At 67.1% G+C, this 18,229-nt stretch carries 13 protein-coding genes; 8 read left to right on the top strand and 5 right to left on the bottom strand.

Features of this window, described 5'->3' with window-relative positions; translation table 11 throughout:
* The first annotated feature begins 151 nt into the window (after positions 1-151).
* From P3W75_RS09855 to P3W75_RS09820, 8 genes are read left to right on the top strand one after another with little or no spacing between them, the layout of a single operon-like run.
* Positions 152-4,354 (top strand): phage tail length tape measure family protein, encoded by a 4,203-nt coding sequence (locus P3W75_RS09855; RefSeq protein ID WP_276227193.1) that lies wholly within the window; start codon positions 152-154, stop codon positions 4,352-4,354.
* 5 nt (positions 4,355-4,359) lie between these two features.
* Complete coding sequence (locus P3W75_RS09850) at positions 4,360-5,199, top strand: hypothetical protein (RefSeq protein ID WP_276227192.1); 840 nt, start codon at positions 4,360-4,362, stop codon at positions 5,197-5,199.
* A complete protein-coding gene (locus tag P3W75_RS09845; protein ID WP_276227191.1) occupies positions 5,199-6,110 on the top strand; it encodes a hypothetical protein in 912 nt (303 codons plus the stop codon). The genes P3W75_RS09850 and P3W75_RS09845 overlap by 1 nt, the downstream gene beginning before the upstream one ends.
* A 2-nt stretch (positions 6,111-6,112) precedes the next feature.
* The gene (locus tag P3W75_RS09840) at positions 6,113-7,816 is read left to right on the top strand and encodes a hypothetical protein (RefSeq protein ID WP_276227190.1); all 1,704 of its coding nucleotides are present in this window, start codon (positions 6,113-6,115) and stop codon (positions 7,814-7,816) included.
* Positions 7,806-8,627 (top strand): phage BR0599 family protein, encoded by an 822-nt coding sequence (locus P3W75_RS09835; RefSeq protein WP_276227189.1) that lies wholly within the window; start codon positions 7,806-7,808, stop codon positions 8,625-8,627. The genes P3W75_RS09840 and P3W75_RS09835 overlap by 11 nt, the downstream gene beginning before the upstream one ends.
* Before the next feature lie 8 nt (positions 8,628-8,635).
* Positions 8,636-8,866 (top strand): hypothetical protein, encoded by a 231-nt coding sequence (locus P3W75_RS09830; protein WP_276227188.1) that lies wholly within the window; start codon positions 8,636-8,638, stop codon positions 8,864-8,866.
* The gene (locus P3W75_RS09825; protein WP_276227187.1) at positions 8,863-9,078 is read left to right on the top strand and encodes a hypothetical protein; all 216 of its coding nucleotides are present in this window, start codon (positions 8,863-8,865) and stop codon (positions 9,076-9,078) included. The genes P3W75_RS09830 and P3W75_RS09825 overlap by 4 nt, the downstream gene beginning before the upstream one ends.
* Positions 9,068-12,049 (top strand): hypothetical protein, encoded by a 2,982-nt coding sequence (locus P3W75_RS09820; RefSeq protein ID WP_276227186.1) that lies wholly within the window; start codon positions 9,068-9,070, stop codon positions 12,047-12,049. The genes P3W75_RS09825 and P3W75_RS09820 overlap by 11 nt, the downstream gene beginning before the upstream one ends.
* 250 nt (positions 12,050-12,299) lie before the next feature.
* On the opposite strand, the gene P3W75_RS09815 is transcribed toward P3W75_RS09820, so the two are convergent.
* The 5 genes from P3W75_RS09815 to P3W75_RS09795 all read right to left on the bottom strand — a co-directional run.
* A complete protein-coding gene (locus tag P3W75_RS09815) occupies positions 12,300-13,307 on the bottom strand; it encodes an aldo/keto reductase (protein WP_276227185.1) in 1,008 nt (335 codons plus the stop codon).
* A gap of 21 nt (positions 13,308-13,328) precedes the next feature.
* Positions 13,329-15,158 carry an ABC transporter ATP-binding protein gene (locus P3W75_RS09810; RefSeq protein ID WP_276227184.1) on the bottom strand — a complete coding sequence of 610 codons (1,830 nt, stop codon included), beginning with the start codon at positions 15,156-15,158 and terminating at the stop codon, positions 13,329-13,331.
* Positions 15,159-15,173: 15 nt separating this feature from the next.
* Positions 15,174-15,719, bottom strand: a complete 546-nt coding sequence (locus P3W75_RS09805) for a GNAT family N-acetyltransferase (RefSeq protein WP_276227183.1) — start codon at positions 15,717-15,719, stop codon at positions 15,174-15,176.
* Positions 15,712-17,163: an MFS transporter gene (locus tag P3W75_RS09800; protein ID WP_276227182.1), complete on the bottom strand. Its 1,452-nt coding sequence runs from the start codon at positions 17,161-17,163 to the stop codon at positions 15,712-15,714. The genes P3W75_RS09805 and P3W75_RS09800 overlap by 8 nt, the downstream gene beginning before the upstream one ends.
* A gap of 17 nt (positions 17,164-17,180) precedes the next feature.
* Positions 17,181-18,229, bottom strand: a 1,049-nt coding sequence (locus tag P3W75_RS09795) for an acyl-CoA dehydrogenase family protein (RefSeq protein ID WP_276227181.1), incomplete at its 5' end; no start/stop codon positions are given.

The raw sequence follows: 18,229 nt of genomic DNA, 5'->3' as shown, positions 1-18,229 counted from the left end.
GCCAACGGAGCCTACGTTGGCGGCAAGACCGCAGAGGGTATGCTGAAGAAGCTCCAGGACTGACCTCCTGGAGCTTTTTTTCGTCCAGCCGAAAAGACCCACTCGCGCGCGCGCGAGACCATGCAGCACATCCCCCTTGATGTGATCCGACATGGCCGGCAAAGAACTCGATCTCGCGCTGCGCGTCCGCGCTGACCTCGCCGATGGGCAGAAGTCCCTCGAAGGCCTCGGGCAATCCGTGGTCGAAGTCGGCGACGCCGCCCAGCAAACCAACACTCATCTGACCGAAACCGGTCGCGCGGTCGATGCCCTGCAGGCCGACAGCGCAGCAGCAGCCACTGCCCTGGTGGCCATCGACAACGCCCTGCAGGGCGTGGCGCAAGGCGGCCAGCAGAGCGCTGCGCAGATCGACGCTGCTGCTGCAGCCGTGGACGGACTCGCCGCCGACGGTGCGCAGGCGGCCGCTGGTCTCGCTGCCGTGCAGAGCGCTCTCCAGGGCGTCGGGCAGAGTGGCCAGCAAGGCGCCGGCCAGGTAACCGCAGCTGCGGTCGCCATCGACAACCTGGCAGCCGATAGCGCCGAAGCAACGTCCTCGCTCTCGACCGCTCAGGCCGCCTTACAAGGTGTCGGCCAGGCGGGCCAACAGGGCGCCGCGGAGATCGGCAGCGCGGCGGCGGCGGTGGACGAGCTGGGCAGCAGCGGCACCTCGGCCGCTGCCTCCATCGGCACCATCGAGACGGCGCTGCAGGCGACAACTGCCGGTGCTCAGGCTGCTGCCTCGCAGCTCGACCAGATCCTGCAGGTGGTGATGGACCAGGCTGCTGCGACCAGCCGTCAGCTCGCGGTCGTCGGTGAGACGGCCGATCAGCAGTCCGAGCGCATTCGCGGAATGGTCGCGGCTAGCCTGGAGCAAAAGGCAGCGGTCGATGCCGCCGCCGTCAGCAACGAGCAACTCAGTGCAACGCTGGCCAACGTCAATGCAAACTGGCAGGAGAATGCCCGGGCGCAGACGGAAGCGGCCAACCTCTACCACAACGCCGAGCGGGCTCTCGTTCAGCAGGCGGAGGCCGAGCAGCAGGCTGCGGATTCGGCCGAGGCCGCGACTCAGGCGCTGCGCGAACAGGAAGCGGAACTCGGCAAGCTCCTGGGGCAGATCGACCCAACCATCCGCGAACTGGAGCGCCTCGACGATCTGGAGCAACGCTTGCGGGGGTTCCAGGGCAAGCTGCTCGATGCGGAAAGCTTCGACGAGTTCAACACCAAGCTGCGCGAGCAGCGGCAGCGCCTGGATGAGTCCAGCAACGGCATGCGCACGGCCGGGATCTCCGCCGGCCAGTACCAGCAGGCCATGCGGCAGCTGCCCATGCAGCTCACCGACGTCACCACCAGCCTGGCCAGCGGCATGCCGTTGTGGATGGTGGCGATCCAGCAAGGCGGGCAGATCAAGGACTCGTTCGGCGGCGTAGGCAACGCCGCCCGCGCCCTGGTCTCGCTGCTCAACCCGCTGACCGTCGCGATCGCCGCCATCACCGCCGGCGCGGGCGCCGTCGCGCTGGCATGGCACCAGGGCAGTGCCGAGGCCGACGAGTACAACAAGGCCCTCATCCTGACCGGCAACTACGCCGGCGTGACCGCTGGCCAGCTGGCCGCCCTGGCCCGCGAAATGGACGGCATGCGTGACGTGTCGCAGGGGAGCGCTGCGGCGGCGCTTACCGAGGTAGCAGGCAGCGGCAAGATCGCCGGCGACCAGATCCAGCTGGTGGCGGTGGCCGCCGAGCAGATGCGCGTGGCAATCGGGAAGGCCGTCTCCGAGACCGTCGAAGAGTTCGCCGGTCTGGCGAAGGACCCGATCACCGCCATCCTCAAGCTCAACGAGACCCAGCACTTCCTCACTGCCGCCCAGTTGGAACAGATTCGCACCCTGCAGCTGCAGCAGGGTGAGCAGGCGGCCGCCACGGAGGCAATGCGCGTCTACGCGGCGATGATCGCTGATCGCGCCCCGCAGATCACCGAGAACCTGGGCACCATCGAGCGCTCCTGGCGGGCAATCAAGACCGCGGCCACCGAGACCTGGGATGGCCTCCTGAACATCGGCCGTATCACCGACGACTCCCAGCGCATCACCGAGCTGACCAACAAGATCGCCTACCTGAAGAGCACGGTGGGCACTGGGTTTGAACCCTCGGCCGACACCCAGCAGCAGATCGATCAGCTCAGCAGCCAGCTGGCGGCTCTGCAGAAGAAACAGCAGGCCGCGGCCGAGGCTTCCAAGAACTCCGTCGACTCGGCGGCCGAGGCTAAGCGCCAGGCCGCCGCCGACTCCTTCATCAAGTCCGCCGAGGCTCAGGTCGAGAGCCTGTCGAAGCTGACCGAGACCGAAAAAGCGCACCAGGTGATGCAGCAGCAGGGCATCGCCGAAACGAGCAGCCAGGGCCAGGCCATGCTCGCCGCCGCCAAGGCCGCCGACGAGAAGAAGGCCGCGGTCGACGCCGCCACCAAGGCCGAGCGCGACCACGAAGCGGCGCAACGCAAGTCCCGCCAGGAGGCGGAGGCAGCCGCTCGCCAGGCCAAGCAATCGGCCGATCAGCAGGAGAACTTCGTCCGTGGCCTGGAACGCCAGGCCGCAACCCAGGGCCAGTCAACGTCCGAGACCCGTGCCTACGACCTGGCCGAAAAGGGGCTGACCGGCACCCTGCGCGCTCGTGCCGAGGCGGCGCTGGCTGTCCTCGCCGCAGACGAGCAGAAGCGCCAGGCTGACGCAGACGCCAAGCAACTGGCCAACGCCCAGGTCCAGCTCCTCGACGCACAGGGGCAACAGGCAGCGGCGGCCAGCCTGAAGATCGAGCAGCAGTATGGTGAGCTGCTGAAGCGCCTGCAGGCCCGCAGCGACACCGCCGGCGCCGACCTGGTGCAGCGCCTGATCAACGTCAGCCAGGCCAAGGCCCAGCTCGACCAGGTCAGCAGTGAAATCGAACGCGTGTTCTCCGACCAATCCCGACAGGAGCAGTCGGTCCAGGCTCAGCAACAGGCTGGTCTGATCAGCGAGCTGGGGGCTCGCCAGCAGTTGCTCGATCTCCACAAGGCTACGGCCGACCAAGTGGAGAAGCTGCTGCCGCAGATGCAGGCTCTGGCGCTGGCCACCGGCAACCCGGACGCGATCGAGCGCGTGAAGGACCTGCAGGCGCGCCTGCAGGAGCTGCGCACCACCAGCAACCAGTGGGAGCAGTCGCTCAAGAGCGGCATCGAGAATGGCCTGCAGAGCGCCCTGGAAGGCTTGGCCACCGGAACCGAGAACCTGAAGGAAGCCGCCGTCAGCTTCCTGCAGGGGATCGCGCGCAGCATGGCCGGCCTGGCATCGCAGACGCTGGCCCAGATGGCGTCGGACAAGCTGACGAAGCTGTTCAGCGACGAGTCCAGCAGCACGTCGATGACCGTCGGCGCTGCCGCTGTTTCCACCTCGGCGACTCAGCTGTCAGCTGCAGGCGCCACGCTGGTGACGGGAGCCGCTGCCATTTCCACCGCTGCCGCCGCACTGGCTGCTGCCAGCGGCTCTAAGGCAGTGGCGGGTGCTGGCGGGGCGACCGATGGTGGAATTCAGAGCATCGTAGATGGTCTCGGCGCGCCTACCGACGTTGTGAGCTGGCCAGGTGCCGATGCAGCCACGGCCTCTGCCGATGCCATCAGCTCCGCATCGGCGGGCGGCGCTGCAGCCATGGGCGATGCGATTACCTCGGCGTCAGGTGCTGGCAGCGACATTTTCTCCAGCGCCCTGGGCTCGATCTTCAGCGGCGGCGCCGACATGTTCAGCAGCATCTTCTCCAGCCTGTTCGGCGGTGCTGGCGGCGGTGCAGGCATGTCCTCGATCTTCACCTCGATCTTCGGGGCAGATGCCGGCGCCAGTACTGGCGCCGCGATGCTCTTTGCCTCGACGGGCGGCCACGTGCGCGGCCCTGGAACCACGACCAGCGACTCCATCCCTGCCGCGCTCTCCGACTACGAGTTCGTGACTCGCGCCGCTGTGGTTCAGCAGCCCGGTGCGCTGGACTTCCTACACAACTTCAACGCCTACGGGATGTCCGCCCTGGATGACTGGTCGATGCGTGTACGCCACGCCACTGGCGGCCTGGCCGGCGTGCCGGCACCGGCGATGCCACGCCCGACGATGCCCGCCGGCGGGATCGCCGAGCCGGCCAGCTCGATGAACGCCACTCTCAAGAGCGACCAGCACTTCTACCTGGTCGACGACCCAGGGCGCATTCAGGACTCGGCGTTCAGCGAGGCCGGGCTGGAGAAGTTTTACGTGCAGATCTCGCGGGACCCATCTCGGTTCCGCTCAATCCTCAAGCTGGGATAAGCCCTATGCCTTACTCGATCGACTACGTGGACAACGCCGGCGGGACGCTCGCCCACTACAACATGCTTGCCCGCATCCGCGACTTCGCGGCCGACAACGGCTACCAGGTACTGCGCTACGACACCTCGCTGACGAACCGCGAGCTGATCCTTAAAGCCCCGGGCCTGAGCGGTGAGGAAGAGATCTTCATGGGCTTCCGCACCTACCACAACGTCGACGCCGACTACTACAACCTGCTCGCCGGCGTGTTCACCGGCTACGTCGCCAGCAACTCCTTCGACGCCCAGCCTGGGGCGCGGCTTTCGGGCGTTCCTGCACACAACAACCGTATCGACTACTGGATGACCATGAACGACCAGCGCCTGGCGCTGGCCATGAAGGTCGGTACGCCAGTCTACGAGAGCGCCTACATCGGCAAGATGTTGCCCTATGGTCGCCCGAGCCAGTACCCATACCCCGTCGTGTGCGCCGGCATGCTCGATGGCGCTGCCGCCACTCGATTTTCGGATACCGCCCACGCAATGCCCTACCGGGGCAACCGGGCCGGCATGGGGCTGCGAACCAACGACGGTTGGAAAGCACCGTACTGCTACCCCTACCAGAACGATGTCCTCGCCGGTGCCACGCAGATGCGTGATACGGGCGGTATCGTCCAACTGCTGCCAGTCGAGCTGAACGACAACGCGGCCAACCTCTGGGGAGCCCTCGATGGGATCTACTACATCACCGGCTTCAACAACGCGGTCGAGAACACCGTGGTGCTGGGCGGCATCACCTACGTTGTGATCCAGGACGTCGGCCGCACCGGCTTTTCCAACTTCTACGCAATGAGGCTCGACGCCTGATGGCCTATTACAACGGGATGGCCAGCGACATGAGCGCATTGCGCTCGGTGCTAGTCGATGCATGCACTGCAGAGGGGTGGAGCTGGAACAGCAGCACCGAGATGCTGAGCAAAGGGACGATGTTTCTCCGGCTGCAGATCGTCTCCGGCTACCTGACATTGCTGGGCCGAACCAGCGCCAGCGCAGGCGATATGCCAAACGTGGTGCGGATTGGTGCACTGGGCGGCGTGGCCATCAGCTTCCCGATCGCCTACGAAATTTTCGTGTTCGACGCCGAGGTCTACCTGGTGGCGAACTACAACGTGAACTTCTACCAGTGGTGTGCATTCGGTAAGTCGACGGTCCAAGGTCTGCCAGGTACCGGCATGTGGGTTGCGGCATCCCTTGGCCCGACCAGTGCTGTCAACGGAATCGGCATGGGGGCGACCTTTGGTGGCGCTGCCAGTACGTCTCAGGACTGGGCCTGCCCGGCGCTGTTCTGGATGACCAACAGTCTGGATACCGTTCGTCTGGCGTCGCGCAACTACTACATCCACAGCAATCTGGACGCGGGCGGCTGGTCGCTGGGGGCTGCAAGCAACGAAGGGCTACGTCCGGGAATTGCGGCTATGGCGCCGCTGATCAGTGTGCTGCCAAACGCCTGGAACAGCGAGGCAGTGCTGATCCCGGCGCGGGCTTACAAGACACGACTGGAAAGCAAAGTCAGCATGGTTGCGGACCTGGACCACGCTCGCTACACCCGAGTCGACAACTATGCGCCAGGCCAGATCGTGACCCTGGGTGATGACCGCTGGAAGGTGTACCCCTTCTATCAAAAGAACACGATCAGCCGCGACGGCAGCCCCGCCTCGACTACCCCGGTCACGCATTCCGGGACATTCGGCTGGGCCATCCGCTACGAGGGCCCCTGACGGTGGCTGTCGTTTCCGCACAGCACGTGCTGCCGACCCAAGGTGGTATCGACAGTCCGGCATGGTCCGGTGACCTTTACTCGTTCGTCTTCATCGAGCAGCCCGGCGAGTCCGAGGCAGGACAGTCCCCCGGCAATGCGGCGCCGACAACCCACTGGCCCGTATCCACCGCGCCCAGGACGCTCAGCGGCCAGCGCATGCGCGCTCACATCGACGACTGGTACTACCGCGTCCACATCAGCCCACAGCGGGCTGACCTGGGAAACCTGGTCTCTACCCAGGTATTTCCGGTGACGCTGTGGAACGCCTATCTCGAACCACGGACACTGGATGCGATCGGCGGCCTGGGCGAAGGCATCCAGGTTAGCGGCCAGCCCGCTCCGCCCCTGGCCTTTGCCGCCATCCAAGAGCGCACCTGGCAGTTGAGCGTGACGCCAGACGGCGAGCCGGTGCTCGACACTGAAATCACCTGGTCATTCGAGAATGGTGCCCAAGTTGGCATCGAGGTCACTGCGAACCGCATTGTGGCCTGGTCATTCGCCCCGGACTGGGGCGACAGCATCACCGAGCGGCTCAGCTCTCTGACCGATATCCTGGCGAGCGATACGGGCGTAGAGCAGCGGCGAGCGCTTCGGCTGGCACCGCGCCGGGAGTTCGAAGCCCAGATGTACGCCGAAGGCCGCGAGCGGCAGATGCTGGACCTGGCGCTGTTTGGTTGGGGAACGCGAATCTGGGCGTTGCCGATCTGGCCGGACATCCAGCTCCTGCAGCAGCCGCTGCCGGCGGCCAGCTTCAGGATCGCCTGCAGCACCGCTTACCTGGATTTCCAGGTGGGAGGCATGGCCATGATCCGTGGCGAGTCCGCGTTGGTGTATGAGGTCGTGCAGATCCTGGACATCGATGCCGGCGGCATCGACCTGGTACGTTCGACGCAACGCGACTGGCCGGTGGGCTCTCGACTCTACCCGGCGCGCGCTGCGCAGCTGATGGAGCGGCCTGCGCTGACCCGCCTTACGGATCGAGCACAGGGGGCCCAGGTCCATTTCCTGGTCGTTGAGGTGAGCGACTGGCCGGAGCTGCTGCCGAGCGCTGTCTATCGAGGTCGGCCAGTCCTGGAAGCCCGGCCGGATGAGGGCAACGATCTGACCAGCTCGATGGAGGCGAGTCTGAGCCAGCTCGATAGCGGTCTTGCGATCCCGCTGACCACGGATCTTGCAGACCGTGCTTTCCCGGTGACGGGCTATGGCTGGCTCGAAATGGGGCGCGCGGCCAGGGCCGCGTGGCGCTCAATGGTGTACGCGTTGCGCGGTCGTCAGGCGGCAATGTGGGTTCCGACCCACGCTGATGATCTGACTCTTGTTGCGCAAGTGGCCGATGTGGCGACCACTCTGGACGTCGCGAACATCGGCTACACCCGATTCGGCCAGGCCCGTCCCGGCCGGCGCGATATCCGCATCGAGCTGTTCGACGGCTCCATTTTCTATCGCCGCATCACCAACGCCACGGAGCTGGACCAGGACATCGAGCGCATCGCCATCGACTCCGCGTTGGGACGATTGGTCCTGCCCAGTCAGGTTGCCCGAATCTGCTGGATGACCTACAGCCGTGGCAACAGCGACACGGTGGAGATCGAGCACATCACCGACAGCGAGGGGGTCGCGAGCAGCTCGCTGACCTTCCGAGGAGTCCGCGACGATGAGTTTTGACGCTCGCGAGCAATCACTGGCCGCCGGGCAACCGGTTCGCCTATACCAATTCAGCCGAGGGGTGATGCGCTGGCTCTACAACACAAGCGACCGCGACATCACCTGGAACAATCAGATCTTCCGCACCGTGCGTGGCGGCATCATCGACTCGGGGATCATTCAGTCAGGAGATCCCGAGGCGGACAAACAGACCATTACCGGGCCTGCGGACCTGGAGGTCGCGCAGCTCTTCCGGGGCGTGCCGCCGAGCGACGAGATCGAGCTGGTGATCTACGACATGCACTTCGGTGACGACGAGGCGCTGGTGAGCTGGATGGGCTCGATCGCCGGCGTGAACTGGCCGAACGTCGACTCCTCCACCATTACCTGCGTCACCTTCGAAGCCAGCATGCAGCAGCCCGGCCTGACGGACTGCTACAGCCGAACCTGCATAGCGGTGCTGGGCGATAGCCGCTGCAAGGTTATCCTGAGCCAGTACATGGTGTCCGCGCCGATCCAGGGTTCGACTGGCTCGGTCATCTCAGCGGGCGCGGCAGCTGCCTATCCAGACGGCTATTTCACCGGCGGCTTCGCCGAGTGGCCAGTAGGGAGCGGGAACTACGATCGGCGCCACATCGAGCAGCATCAGGGCAGCAGCCTGACGATTTTGGCCGGCACCTCTGGCATGCCGACGTCGGGGGTGCTGCGCCTGTACCCAGGGTGCGACTACCTGCCCGCGACCTGCCGTGACAAGTTCAACAACGAGCCAAACTTCCGGGGCGAGCCGCAGCTGCAGGGCGAATCTCCCTATGACGGCAACCAGGTCTTCTGAGGTGAACCATGTGGGTACAAGTCGCAATTCTTGTTGCCAGCTACATCCTTCAGGCCGCTCTGGCGCCCAAACCCAAGGCGCCCAAGCCGACTGCGTTCGAGGACATCGACTTCCCGCTCTGCGAAGAGGGCGAGGACAAGGGCGCCGTCTTCGGCCAGTGCTGGTCCGAGAGCTGGTTCGTCATCACCGTCGGCAACTACCGGACCAAGGCCATTCGCACCAAGGGGTCGAAGAAATGATTGTGACCATCCAGCATCTCCACACCGTTCCCACTTGGAATGGTCGGCAGGGCTACTGCCATGGCAAGGCTCGTGACTTCTTCAGCGAGCATGGTCTCGACTGGATGGACTTCGTCCAGAACGGCATTGACGAGCAACTGCTGGTGGACACTGGCGATGGCCTCGCGCTGCTCCTGGTCGAGCATGCTCGGGAGGTCAGCGATGGGCAGTAGCAGCAGGAGCCAGACGACCGGATTTCGCTATGGCTTCGATATCCATCAAGGCCTCGGGCTGCCACTCGACGAGATCTGCGAGATCCAGGCGAGCGACAAGTCTGCATGGAAAGGCTCGATCACCAGCAACGGCCAGATCCGCATTAACGCGCCAAACCTGTTCGGCGGAGACAAGGGCGAAGGCGGCATCGATGGCACCCTTGACGTGATGTTTGGCGACGAAGACCAGGTGCCAGCGCCGAAGCTGGTTGCAATGCTGTCTCAGCTGGGCGGCATCGTTCCGGCATTCCGGGGGCAGGCCACGGCCTTCTTCTCCGGCCTGGTCTGCTCGAACAATCCCTACCCGAAACCATGGAAGTTCCTGCGGCGCGGCGGCGAGCGGCTGTGGGCGCCGGACAGCGCCTGGTACCCCGAAAAGCAGTTCATCTGGCTGGCAGACGGCCAGATCAAGGCGATGAACCCGATCCACATCCTCTACTTGATCTACACCGGCAAGCGCTTCCGGGGCCTTCCACGTGCTCGGCTGGATGACACCGCGTGGCGCGCCGCAGCCGATACCGCCTATAGCGAGGGCCTCGGCTTGTGCTTGGAATGGAAGCGCAGCGACACGCTGAAGAACTTCCGTGACTCAGTGCTCAGCCATGTCAGCGCAGAGATCTACCTCGATCGGCGCCAGGCGCTGCTCAGCATTCGCCTGCTGCGCGATGACTACGTCGTCTCCAGCCTGCCGCTGTTCGACGAAGACAGCGGGCTCCTGGACATCACCCGCGATGAGGCCAGCAGCAACGACAGCACCTCGGTACCGAGCATCATGGTGGTCAAGTACGTCGACGCGATCGATGGCAAGACCAAGCAGGTCCGGGGCGTGAACAGTGCCGTGGCGGCGCGTGATGGCGGCCAGACGGTTCAGGTCGTCGATTATCCAGGAGCGCCGACCGGCGACATTGCCGGACGACTGCTGAAGCGGGATCTGCGCCTGGCGACCGCCGGCCTGAAGCGATTCAAGATCGTCCTGGACCGGCGGGGCCGGAACCTGTCGCCTGGTCAGCCGTTCCGTGTGCGATCGGTGCGGCGAGGTATTCCCGAGACTGTGGTCCGCGTCGGCCGGTTCGAAGATGGCACGCTGACCGATGGGCGCGTGCAGGTCACCGTCCTGCAGGACGTGTTCGGGCTGCCACTGACCGGCAATATCGCAGTGCCGCCCACCGGCTGGTTGCCGCCTGATCGTGAGGCCCGCGCGATCACCACGCGGCGCCTGATCGAGGTGCCATACGCTTCCCTGGCCGGCAACACCGATCCCGCGAACCTGGCCCAGATTGATCCGACGGCAACCTACATGGCCGCCCTGGCTGTCGCTCCGACCTCGCTCTCCATGAGCTACGAGCTGACCGATCGTGTCGGTACCACTGGCACCTTCGTTGAGCGGGCGACCGGAGACTGGTGCCCAAGCGCAGCGCTTGCGGGCGCTTTGGCGAAGGAGCCGGGCCCGTCCATTGTGACGCTCACCGGCGCCAGTCGCCTCGACGAGGTGGTGGTTGGCATGGCCGCGATGGTCGACGACGAGGTGGTGCGTGTCGATGCGGTCAACTACGACACGGCGGTGCTCACCCTCGCGCGTGGCTGCTTGGACTCGGTGCCCGCTGGCCATTCCTCGGGCGCTCGCATCTGGTTCCACAGCGGTTTCGAGAATATCGACGAGGCCGCGTACACGCTGGGCGTCACCCTGCAGGCAAAGCTGCTCACAAACACGAGTCAGGCCCAGCTCGACCCGGCGCTGGCTGGGACCGACTCGCTGACGCTCCAGGGGCGCCAGGGTCGGCCCTATCCGCCTGCACAGTTCAAGATCGCGGGCCAGTCCTACCCGGCTAGCGTTTCGAGTACCTTGACTGTTTCCTGGGCTCACAGAGACCGCGTCGCTCAGGCGGACCAGGTCGTCGATACAACGGTCGGCAACATCGGCCCCGAGTCGGGGACCACTTACTCGGCGCGTCTGACTCGGGCGGATACTGGCGACGTGCTTGCCAGCTCCAGTGGCCTTTCTGGTACTTCGGTTGCGCTCAGTACGACCTATTCCGGCAACGTCCAGCTTGAGCTTTGGTCCGAGCGTGGCGGCCTGCAGGCGCTGCAGCGGCACGCGCACATCTTCAATTACACCTCGGGCGCGGCATTGTGGACGCCGGCGTCACTGACTGGCCTTCGACTGTGGGTGAAGGCGGATAACCCGGCGAACACCGTGAGCGGGAGCGAGCTGACCGGGCTGGCAGACCTTTCGGGGCGTGGCAATGCCTTCACGGTCTACGGTGGCACCGTGGCGAACCGTGCAAAGCTGGTGAGCGGTGGCCTCGCAGGCAGAACCGTGTGGCGGTCTGACAGCGAGCGGCTGGGGAGCTTCATTTGCACCGCGACCGATATCCTGGCGGCGAGCAACAACGTCAGTGGCCTGACTGCGGCGATCGTACATCGCAACTACCCAGCTGCTGCGGCGGTGAGCGTGGGCAACCACATGTTCGTCGCTGCGCGAAATGCAGCTCCAACCCAGGCGCGTATCCTCCTATCGGCCGGCTTCCTGGCAACGGGTGCGCGCTACGCTGGTGGCCGGCGGCTGGATACTGATGGAAACGTTACAGTCAACGACACCAGCAACAAGGGCACGGCATGGCAGGTGATGGTCGGCGTGAACGATTACGCGGGGGCTAAGGCGACGCTCAGCCTGAACGGTGTACCTACGGTCCTCACGGGCTTCCAAACCCCAGGCAATACTTCGGCGACCAATGGCTCCCAGGTCGTTATCGGGCACGTCGGCGATGGCACGGCGCAGTCCCTGGGCGACTACGCCGAGGTCATCTACATCCAGGGTGCGTTGTCCGACTCCGATCGACAGAAGCTGGAGGGGTACCTGGCATGGGCGTGGGGGCTCTCCAGTAGCCTTCCGGCCGGCCATCCGTATCGAACGGCGCCGCCAGCAGCCTGAAGAGGCTGTCCATCTTGAAGAGAGGGTGCCGTTGGTAAGGGGAGTGACGCGAGGGAGGTGCTTATCTTCGGCTGGGATGTCCAGGCCGAACCTGCAGGGCTATTCTGAAATTCCTTTTCCACCTATGAAAGGAACGCCACGCTGGATTTATCGCGCATCAGGTCGATGAATTTCGCGCGGCGCTACAACAACCGGGAAGCGCCGTTCGCGAGCAAGAACTAGGCGTCCCCCTCGCTCCTACGAACGCACTTCAGCGCGGCCGGCGGCCGGCGACGAAGTGGGTGGGGTCGTTGTAGCCCGGGGTGGAGGCGTGGCCGGGAGTGACCAGGGCGTCGACGAAGGCTTCGTCGTCGGCGTCCAGGCGCACGTCCAGGGCCTTGAGGTAGTCCTGCCACTGCTCCTCGGTGCGCGGGCCGACGATGGCGGCGCTGACCAGGGCGTTGTGCAGCACCCAGGCGATGGCGAACTGCACCGCGCCGACGCCGCGCGCCTCGGCGTGGGCCTTCACCCGCTGGGCGATTTCCAGCGACTCGGGGCGCCACTCGGTCTCCAGGATGCGCTTGTCCTGGCGCCCGGCGCGGCTCTCGGCGTCCGGCGCGACGCCGGGCAGGTACTTGCCGCTGAGCACGCCGCGCGCCAGCGGGCTGTAGGGCACCACGCCGAGGCCGTGGAATTCGGCGGCGGTGAACTGCTCGGTCTCGGCCTGGCGGTTCACCAGGTTGTACAGCGGCTGGCTGGCGATCGGCCGCGGCACGCCGAGGCGTTCGGCCACGTGGACCACTTCGGCGATGCGCCAGCCGCGGTAGTTGGACAGCCCCCAGTGGCGCACCTTGCCCTGGGCGATGGCGTCGCCGATGGCCGCGACGGTTTCCTCCAGCGGCGTCTGCGGGTCTTCGCGGTGCAGGTAGTAGAGGTCCAGGTAGTCGGTGCCCAGGCGTTTCAGGCTGGCGTCCAGCGAGGCGCTGATGTGCTTGCGGCCGAGGCCGCGACGGTTCGGCCAGGCGTCCGCCGGGCCCATGCCGACCTTGGAGGCCAGCACCCAGTCGTCGCGGCGCGCGGCGATGGCCTGGCCGACGATCTGCTCCGAGCGCCCGTCGTTGTAGACGTCGGCGCTGTCGATGAAGTTGATCCCGCGCTCCAGCGCCTGGTCGATGATGCGCTTCGAGGTGGCGGCGTCGGTCTGCCCGCCGAACATCATGCTGCCCAGCGCCAGCGGCGAGACCAGCAGGCCGGAGCGGCCGAGGGTACGGTAGTTCATGGGTGTCTCCGGTTGGGGAATTCAGACCGCCTGGGCTTCTTCCTGGAACAGTCCGTCGGACTGCCGGCTCCACAGGCGGTGGTACTGGCCGCGTTTCTTCAGCAGTTCCTGGTGGCTGCCGTCCTCGACCACGCGGCCGTTGTCGAAGACGATGATGCGGTCCAGGTGCGCCACCGTCGACAGGCGATGCGCGACCACGATGACGGTCTTGCCCTGCATGATGGTGTCGAGCTGGTCCTGGATGAAGCGTTCGGTGATCGAGTCCAGGCTCGACGTGGCCTCGTCCATCACCAGGATCGGCGCGTTCTTCAGCAGCACCCGGGCGATGGCGATGCGCTGCCGCTGGCCGCCGGAGAGCTTGACCCCGCGCTCGCCCACCAGCGAATCGTAGCCCTGTTCCATGCGCTCGATGAAGGCGCTGGCGCCGGCGCCGTGGATGGCCGCGGCGAGTTCGTCGGCGCTGGCGTCCAGGCGCCCGTAGTGGATGTTCTCGCGGATGCTGCGGTGGAACAGCCCCGGCTCCTGGGGGATCAGGCCGATCTGCCGGTGCAGCGACAGCTGGGTCACCTCGCGGATGTCCTGGCCGTCGATCAGCACCTGGCCGTCGTCGACGTCGTAGAGGCGCAGCAGCAGGTTCAGCAGGGTCGACTTGCCCGAGCCGGAGAAGCCCACCAGGCCGACGCGCTGGCCGGCCGGGATGCGCAGGTCGAGGCGCTCGAAGATCGCCTGCCCGGGGTGGTAGCCGAAGCGCACGCCACGGAACTCGACGTTGCCCTGGGTGACTTCCAGGCGCCGCGCGCCCTCGCGGTCGACCACTTCGTGGGGATGGATCAGCGTGCGCACGCCGTTGGCGATGTTGCCGGTGGCCTCGAAGAACTCCAGGAAGCGCCGCGACAGGTTGCCCACGTCGTTGATGATCAGCAGCGCCATGCTGGTGGCCATGACGAAGGCGGCGATGCTGATGGTGCCGGCGCGCCACAGCCACAGGGTGAGCAGCAGCATGCCGATCTTCAGGAGCATTCCGCAGCCGTTCTGGAACCAGCGGATCTTCTCCATGTAGCCGAGCGAGCGGCCGGCCGCCGCCAGCTCGCGTGCGAGGTAGCCGTTGAGGTAGTCCAGCTCGTGGGAGTGGCGGGCGAACAGGCGCACGTTGCTCAGGTTGGTCACCGCGTCCACCACCTTGCCGGTGCTGGTGCTGCGCGCCGCCGAGTACTGCTGGGCCAGCGGGTGGCTGCGGCGGGCGAGGAAGAACGAGGTGCCGATGAACAGCACCGACCAGCCCAGCATGAACACCGCCAGCAGCCCCGAGGCGCTGGCCAGCACCAGGCTGGCCAGGGTCAGGGTGATCAGCAGCGGGATCAGGTCGAAGAGCAGGATGTTCATGGTCTGGTTCACCCCCATGGCGACTTCCGAGACCTTGTGCGCCAGGGCGCCGGCGAACTCGTTGCTGACGAAGCGGTGCGAGTGCTGCTGCAGGTAGGCGTAGACGGTGTAGGTGACCCGCGCGCGCTGGCGCGGCAGCACGCGGATGTTGATGGTGTTGGCGCTGCGCGTGAAGAGCACCTCCAGCACCACCAGAACGGCGAAGCCGGCCACCGGGCCGAGTAGGGTGTGGGGCAGGGCGTGGGGCAGGGTGCCTGCGCTCACCAGGCGGGTGACCTGGCCCAGGCTCCAGGGGATGAGCACGGTGCAGATCACCGCGGCGATCTGCAGCAGCAGTATCCCCAGGTAGGCCCAGCGGTACTGGCTGACGAAATGGGTGACGAAGCGCACCGGCGCCTCGGGCAGGTAGCGGATGTTCCAGGCGGGCGCCTGGCGCTCACCGGGATGGTCGTCCGGGGTATGGCTCATGGCGGATCGGGTCCTTCAGGCGTGGGTCAGGGGCAGCAGGTAGCGGGTCACCGGGAAGGCCGTGCCGTCCTCCTCGAAAACCCGCGAGCTGCTGGCTTGCGGGGTGAAGCCGGCGGCGCGGTAGAAGCGTTCGGCGCGGGCGTTGCCGTCCAGTGCCCAGAGCGTGACGCGGGCGAAGCCGGCCGCCTCCAGGGCCTGGCGCGAAGCCCGCCAGAGCGCGCTGCCGATGCCGGCGGACCAGGCCGCCGGCACCAGGTAGATCGAGTACAGCTCGCCGGTGCCGGGCTCGACGTCGTCGTCGCGGCTGGCGCCGAAGGAGCTCCAGCCGAGCACCACGCCGTCGCGCTCGGCCACGCGGATGTCGCGGCCGCCGTTGCGGATGGCGTTGTCGATGAAGTCGACGCGGCGCTGCAGATTGTCGGCCAGGCCTTGCAGGTAGGCCTCCGGCAGCAGGCCGTGGTAGGTGGCCTGCCAGCTCTGCACGTGGGCTTCGGCGATGGCCCGGGCGTCGCCTTCGCGGGCCTCGCGGATCAGCGCCGGGGTGGGGGTGGACTCAGCCATGGGACGTCTCCTTGGGGTGTAGAGGGGATGTGGCGGTCGCCCGCGCGGGCCGCGCGCGGCCGCTGACCGAGGCCCCGGCGCTTTCGCCGAGGCGCCCGAAGGGCAGGGCCGAGACCGCGCACAGCAGGGCGCCGGCGAGCATCGCCAGGGACAGGTCCTCGACCTGCGGCTGCAGGTGGCCGTGGCCGTGCATGACCAGCGCCAGCAGGCTGGCCGCAAGGCCCACCGACAGGCTCATGGCCAGCTGCATGGACATCGCCGACAGGCTGCTGGCGCGGCTGGCCAGCTCGCGCGGCACCTCGCAGAAGGTCAGCGCGCCGAGGGTGCTGAACTGCAGCGAGCGCAGCAGGCCGCTGAGGTACAGCAACGCCACCAGCAGCCACCAGGGCGTGTCGGCGCGCAGCAGGGCGCAGCCGACGATGGACAGGGCGCAGAGCAGGGCGTTGCCGACCAGGGTGCGGCGGAAGCCCAGGCGCTGGACGATGCGCACCGAGAGGAACTTCACGCTCAGCGCCCCGGCGCCGCCGGCCAGGGTCAGCAGGCCGGCGTCCAGGGCGCCGTGGCCGAAGCCCAGCTGCAGCATCAGCACCATCAGGAACGGCTGGGCGGCGCTGCCCAGGCGGAACAGGTTGCCGGCCCAGATCGCCGTGGCGAAGGTGGGAATGCGCAGCAGGCCGAGGTCGATCAGCGGCGCCGCGTGGCGCCGGGCGTGGCGCCAGTAGGCCAGCGCGGCGCAGGCGCCGGCGGCCAGCAGCGCGGCCACCAGCGGCAGCGGCAGCAGGCGATGGCCGAGCGCCTCGAAGCCGAACACCAGGGCCGCCAGGGCGCAGCCGCTGAGCAGGAAGCCGCGGCGGTCCAGGCGCCGCTGCGGATCGCCGGCGAAGTCCGGGACGAAACGCAGGATCAGGACGATGCCCAGCGCGCCTATGGGCAGGTTGACCAGGAAGATCCAGTGCCAGGACAGCAGGTCCACCAGCAAGCCGCCCAGCGGCGGCCCGAGCAGCGGCCCGACCAGCGCCGGGATGGCCAGCGCGGCCATGTTGCGCAGCAGCGTTTCCGGGGTCGACCAGCGCAGCAGCAAAACCTGCCCCACCGGCGCCATCAGCGCCCCGGCGGCGCCCTGGGCGAGGCGCGCCAGGGACAGTTGCAGCAGCGAGGTGGACGCCGCGCAGGCCAGCGAGGCGAAAATGAACAGGCCGATGGCGGTGAGCAGCACGCGGCGCGGGCCGAAGCGGTCGGCGACCCAGCCGCTGACCGGCACGAACAGCGCCACCGCCAGCAGGTACAGCGACACCACCAGGTTCATGCGCACCGCCGGCTCGCCGAAGTCGGCGGCCATCTGCGGCAGCGCGGTGAGCACCGCGGTGCTGTCGAGCAGCTCCATGAACAGCGCGGCGCCGGTGATCATCGGCACCAGGCGGCCGCTACGCAAGGTGTTCGGCATGGGCGACGAAGGGCCCATCAGAACAGCCCGGAGGTCGGCGGCTCGCTGCCTTTCAGGCGCCAGGCGCCGACCACCGCGGCTTTCCAGTGGCGCGGGTTGTGGTTGGCCAGGGTGCGGGCGTTGCGCCAGTGGCGGTCGAGGTTGTGCTGGCGCCCGGTGGTGGAGGCGCCGCCGACGTCGAACAGCAGTTCGGCGGCCTTGAGCGCCGACTCCACGGCGATGTACTGGGCCTGGGCGACGTCCACGGCGGCGAGGTTCACCGCGTCATGTTCGAGACCGGCCGCCCAGGCTTCGTCGATGCGTTCGGCGGCGCGCAGGATCACCGCCTCGGCGGCCAGGGCGCGGGCGGAAATCTCGCCCACGGCGAATTCCACGTAGGGGTCGTCCACCGAGCGTTGCGCGCTGCTGTGCTTGATCGGCCGCGCGTGCTCGCGGGCGAAGACCACCGCGTCGGTCAGCGCGTTGCGCGCGATGCCGGCCTCGACCGCGCCGAGGAACAGCTGCAGGAAGGGCGTGACGATCGAGCGCTGGCCTTCCTCGACCACGCGCGGGCGGATTTCGCCGGGCTGCACCAGCAGGTCGTTGAGCCGCGTGGTGCCGCTGGCGGTGAGGCGCTGGCCCATGGCGTCGAAGTCGTCGAGCAGTTCCAGGCCCTCGCGGTCGCGCGGGACCACGAAGGACACCGGCTTGTCGTCCTCGTCCAGGGCCACCGCGCTGACCCAGTCGGCGTACAGCGAGCCGGTGCTGTAGAACTTGCTGCCGCTGGCGCGGAAGGCCTCGCCGTCGCGGCGCAGGCGCGCGCTCACCGCGCCGTTGGCGCCGCCGATCTCCCAGCCGGCGTTGCCGAACACCTCGCCGGCGAGGAAGCGCGGGAACCAGCGGCGCTGCTCGGCCTGGTCGCCACGGGCGAGCAGGCCCTCGATGAAGGCGAAGCTGGGGCGCAGCGCCTGGGCGACGTTGGAGTCCACCGCCGCCAGGTCGATGACGAACTGCGCGGTGTCGCGCACGCTGGCGCCGGCGCCGCCGTACTCGACGGGGATGCGGAAGCACAGCAGGCGGTCGGCGG

It is taken from the genome of Pseudomonas citronellolis, from assembly GCF_029335315.1.
Taxonomy (GTDB): Bacteria; Pseudomonadota; Gammaproteobacteria; order Pseudomonadales; family Pseudomonadaceae; genus Pseudomonas; species Pseudomonas citronellolis_A.
The sequence above is the reverse complement of the archived record's forward strand: the minus strand, read 5'-3'. Positions and strand labels throughout refer to the sequence as shown.